The sequence below is a fragment of the Thiosulfatihalobacter marinus genome (assembly GCF_016019955.1).
In the GTDB taxonomy this organism is placed as follows: domain Bacteria; phylum Pseudomonadota; class Alphaproteobacteria; order Rhodobacterales; family Rhodobacteraceae; genus Shimia; species Shimia marinus_A.
The window spans coordinates 1-4,263 of sequence record NZ_JAECRZ010000039.1 but is presented as its reverse complement, the minus strand read 5'-3'; the positions used below and the strand labels follow the sequence as shown (position 1 = coordinate 4,263).

The window sequence follows — 4,263 nt, the reverse complement described above, 5'->3', positions numbered from 1 at the left end:
GGCGTAACAGGCCCGAGCGTGCATATTTGATCGTTTGATGGGACAAAAGGCGTACAAGCTATGCGCCTGAGCGCTGCAGGTACATGACGACGTTTTCGGCGGGGAACTTGAAGCTTCGGCCATCGGAGACGCGCTCTGCGCTGATCGGATATTTTGGCCTGTTTGGATTGATGGCGACGATGCGGAAGAGTTCATCCTTCGATCGGAAGGTGCGGCCGTGATCCTCGGGCTCCAGGCCAAAATGAGGCGCGAGCACCTCGAACAGGGCCTTCTCTGGTGAGTAGATCTCGCCGCTCTCTTGCGGGATGCCGACGCGGAAGCTGATCTCGAAGCTATGGCGCAGATCGATATCCGAGAGATCCCCGCCTTCGACCGTCAGCCCGTGGGTTTCTGCCACGGCGAGGCAGGCCTTCATCATGTCCCGGCGCAGCCGGTCGCAAAGCTCAGGGGTCAGGTTGCGTGGTGGTGGGACCTTGGCCCCTGTTTGCACAGGCACCTTGGGCGCTGAAGGCTGTCGCTTGCGTGGGGGCTTTTTCATGCAGTCCGCCCCTCTACGATATCGTTGCCCGTCAGCATTTCAGCCTTTGCTTTATAGACAGTACCGCGCGAGATCCCCATTTCGCGGGCAATTTCCGTTGGAGAGAGGCCTGCACCAAGCTTGGCCTGAATGGTGGCCATGTCGATCTTGGGTGGGCGACCGCGATAGACCCCTTTGCGTTTCGCGGCCTTGATCCCTTCAGCCTGCCGCTCGCGGCGGAGATTGGTTTCAAACTCCGCAAAGACGCCAAGCATGTCGAAGAACGCTTTGCCCGTCGCCGTGGAGGTATCCACGGGCTGCTCGGTGGCCGCCAGATGCGCGCCCTTTTCTTTCAGCCGCGCAACGATGGTCTGAAGATCCTGCATTGAGCGGGCAAGCCGGTCGATCCGCGTCACCACCAGGGTTTCGCCTGGGTGAATAAAGTCGAGGATGGTTTTCAATTCAGGGCGGCCTTCAAGCGTCGCGCCACTGCGCTGTTCTTGGCGCACCATCCCACATCCTGCGGCTGTCAGCGCCTCAATTTGGGCATCGAGGTTCTGATCGACGGTCGATGTTCGGGCATAGCCGATTTTGGGGCTCGATCTGTTCATTTTGGGTGTGCCTCTGACATGATGTGTTCACTATCTCGAAACAGACCCAAAGTGAACACGCAAATCGCATGTTCCGGTGTTTATGCGCGCCGTCATTATGGGTATACCCATAATGCGCGTCAAGCCGCCATGCGTTCGTAGCCAATCCGAGTGGACAGGTCGATGTCGTAGCGGCCATAGGGAGTGATGTGCGCGTAGATCAGCGGGGTCAGGCCGCGATAATCCTCAGGCGACAGTCGGTCTTGCCAGTTCGGGTCCGACAGGACCGACTGGACCATGCGCGTGTTCACATAGACCATCGACGCTTGGACCAGTTGCAGCGCCAGGGCGGAGATCTCCTGGTCGGCGATGCGGTTCGAGGCGATCTCACCGCCCTTGCCGAAGAACACGAACCCGTTCGCGCTGTTCCAGTTCTCGACGACGTTCAGGCCGTCGTGGATTTCCCGGCGAAGGGCTTCCGACCGCAGATATCGGCACAGGAAGATCGACTTGATGGCACGACCCAGTTCGGCCAGCGCTTTGTAGGTCGGGTGCATCACGTCGGTCCGGGCGAACCGGCGCAGGATCGCCTCGGGGTCGGCGGTGCCATGTTGCATGGCGGCGGCGTATTTGACCATCTCGTCATATTGCTGCTCGATCTCGGCCCAATCGACCACGTTCGACAAGATCGGCGCCAGGTTCGGCAGGCGCGCCCGCATGCCCGCAGCGGGAAGAACCAGCTTTTGGCGGGCAATCGCTTTCAGACGTGGTGCCAATTCGAATCCAAGCAGATGGCAGAACGCGAACCCGACAGCGGTCTGACCATGGCTGTCGACGTATTGGCGCTGGATTTCCATGTCGGTGCAATGGCGGAGCACGCCCTCGATCATCGCCGCGACCTCGGAGGAGGAACACCTTTTGAGCTGCGAATAGATACATGTCGCCTGACGCTCGACGTGCCAATAGATCATCACGCCACGCCCGCCATAGCGCGCATGCCACTCCGTCATCAGGTTGCGATCCCAGGCGCCGAACTTGGTGGAATCCGAACCACAAGCAGTACCCGCCTCGCCCCAGATCACCGGATTGCGGACCCTCAGTGTCGCGTTGGCCACGCGTGCCGCAGCGGCACGCAGCGTGTTCGGGTCGATATAGCGGCGGTGGATATGGAGCAGTTCGTCATAGCTGATGTCGCCGACACCGGCGGCGACGCGTTTGATCCCGGCATTGGTCCCTGCGGCATAGAGCGCCAGCAGCAACCGCCGGTCCCGGTCCGCACGCGGCAGGGCTTCGCGGCTGGCTGAGGTCTCGAAGCAGTCCAGAAACCCCGTGTCCAGGGCCGTCTCCTTGAGGACATCGAGCAGGCCAGTCATCGGCCAGACGCGTTCGACCTCTCTCTTGAGAGCTCCCAGCCCCGGTGGTTCAGGCGCCGGTGCGAAGGGCGTGATCCTGATCCGGTTCTCTCCGGATGTTCGCAGCCGGACATGGCCATTTTCCGGCAGGGCCCGGTTCAGAAGGTGGAGTTCGCGCGTTAGCTCATCACGCACCTGCGCGACAAACGCACCGGCATCCAGGGAGAGGCCAAGACCCTGATAATATGTGTCCCTCCGCACCTCGAAATCGGCGGGCAGATCATCATCGGGGTTGCGGTAGCGGTCGGCGCCATCGACCCAGATTTCCTTCGCGCGCACCCGCTCACGCAACTGCGCCAGGACACAGAGTTCAAAGGAAATCACATTGAGACGGCCGGCCGCATCGATGACGCCCTCGCGCCATTTGGCGGGAACTGACCCCTCAGGGGCCAGATCGGTAGGCACGACCCGCCGTCCATCCTGTTGCCATCGCTGAATCAAGTCGAGCGCGTCCAGGATCGGGCGCCAGCTTGCATTGTTCGATCGGAATTGCAGCACAGCCAGAAGCGGTGGCACCATCCGGCGGTAGTGGCTGGCATAGGAGCCACGCATCACCGTCTGAATGCGGCCGTCAAGCGTGCCCTTGGCCCGATCTTCCTCGATCACGGCCTTCAACCTGGCCACGCTCGCGACGGGATAAATGACCTCGAGCACCCGACCCTCGGGGTCATCCACCGCGGCAATGGCCATATCGACAAGCAGGCGTTCCTTGCCATGAACTCGCTCGATGTCCCGCGCGATCGCCCCCACCACCCGGCGGCGCGACCGCGTCTGCATCCGGTGGATGATTTCAAGCAGCAGGTCGATCAACGCGTCGATCATCCCCGCACGGCGGTGCATGAGATGGAGCGCGAAGAACCCCAGACGCCGCGTGTCGCCATGGCGGCGCATCTCGGCCGCGGTCTCACCATCGACCCGCCGGGACAGGCGCTGAACCAAAGCGGGATCGACACTTGCCATGGCGTCGAACGGCAGACCGAGCGTGTTCACGAATGCCAATCGCGTCGCCGCCGCCAGGATGCTCTCAAGCGTGGCGGCACCCGCATCCGCTTTCAAGCTCAGAAACCCCGTGGCGCATTTGGGATCGGCCAGGCTGGCCTCCAGTTTCCCGCGTGTCTCACCGGACAGGCTATCGGCAATCTTCGCGAGAAGGTTTTCAACGGCATCATGCCGAGCCCCGCGCACAAGCCGCTCCATGATCTTGTCGGACGGCACGAAATATCCCCGCGCACGGCTCTTGCGATACCCGAGTTCGACCTGGTTCTCGATCTTCCCGAAAGCCCCCTGAAACATCTCGGCCAGTTCGTCCCGCAACGCCTGCCGGTCCCGATCCGTGGCGCGCCGAATACCCAAATGCCGAAGGATCGCCGCCCGGTGCCTACGCGCAGTCACGTGACCGTATTCGAAATCCCGCGTTTCCGGTGCAGCAACCCCCAACTGCTCGGCCAGGTATCGCAAGACATCGGCCTGGATATCGCCCGGCCGGGATGGAAAGCGCGACCGCTCTCGGAAAAAGCAAAGCTGAAACGCAAACCAAACCCGACCAGAACGATTGACCCCCTCAATCAAACCGATGTCATCAAAGGACAGGCTCCAAACCTCGACAAATGACCGTTCCAATTTTCTGTCCCCCGCTTCCAAAGCGGCGACAGCCAACCGCGATCAAACACAACCGTCAACAGCCAAAACGTTCTCCAATTGTTCCTTCAAATGATCAAATATGCACGCTCGGGCCTGTTGGGCC

The 4,263-nt window shown here is 61.2% G+C and carries 3 protein-coding genes; all 3 read right to left on the bottom strand.

Annotated features, from left to right (window positions below; genetic code table 11):
* Positions 1 to 58: 58 nt before the first annotated feature.
* Positions 59 to 538 (bottom strand): hypothetical protein, encoded by a 480-nt coding sequence (locus tag I3253_RS20240; protein ID WP_232237270.1) that lies wholly within the window; start codon positions 536 to 538, stop codon positions 59 to 61.
* Positions 535 to 1,128 (bottom strand): recombinase family protein, encoded by a 594-nt coding sequence (locus I3253_RS20235; RefSeq protein ID WP_148057211.1) that lies wholly within the window; start codon positions 1,126 to 1,128, stop codon positions 535 to 537. Before I3253_RS20235 ends, I3253_RS20240 begins: the two co-directional genes overlap by 4 nt.
* A gap of 119 nt (positions 1,129 to 1,247) precedes the next feature.
* Positions 1,248 to 4,139, bottom strand: a complete 2,892-nt coding sequence (locus tag I3253_RS20230) for a Tn3 family transposase (protein ID WP_197919594.1) — start codon at positions 4,137 to 4,139, stop codon at positions 1,248 to 1,250.
* Positions 4,140 to 4,263: the final 124 nt, after the last annotated feature.

Bases quoted from the DNA above. Each gene is read 5' to 3' on its own strand.
- I3253_RS20240 (WP_232237270.1), bottom strand. From the start codon at position 538: ATGAAAAAGCCCCCACGCAAGCGACAGCCTTCAGCGCCCAAGGTGCCT.
- I3253_RS20235 (WP_148057211.1), bottom strand. From the start codon at position 1,128: ATGAACAGATCGAGCCCCAAAATCGGCTATGCCCGAACATCGACCGTC.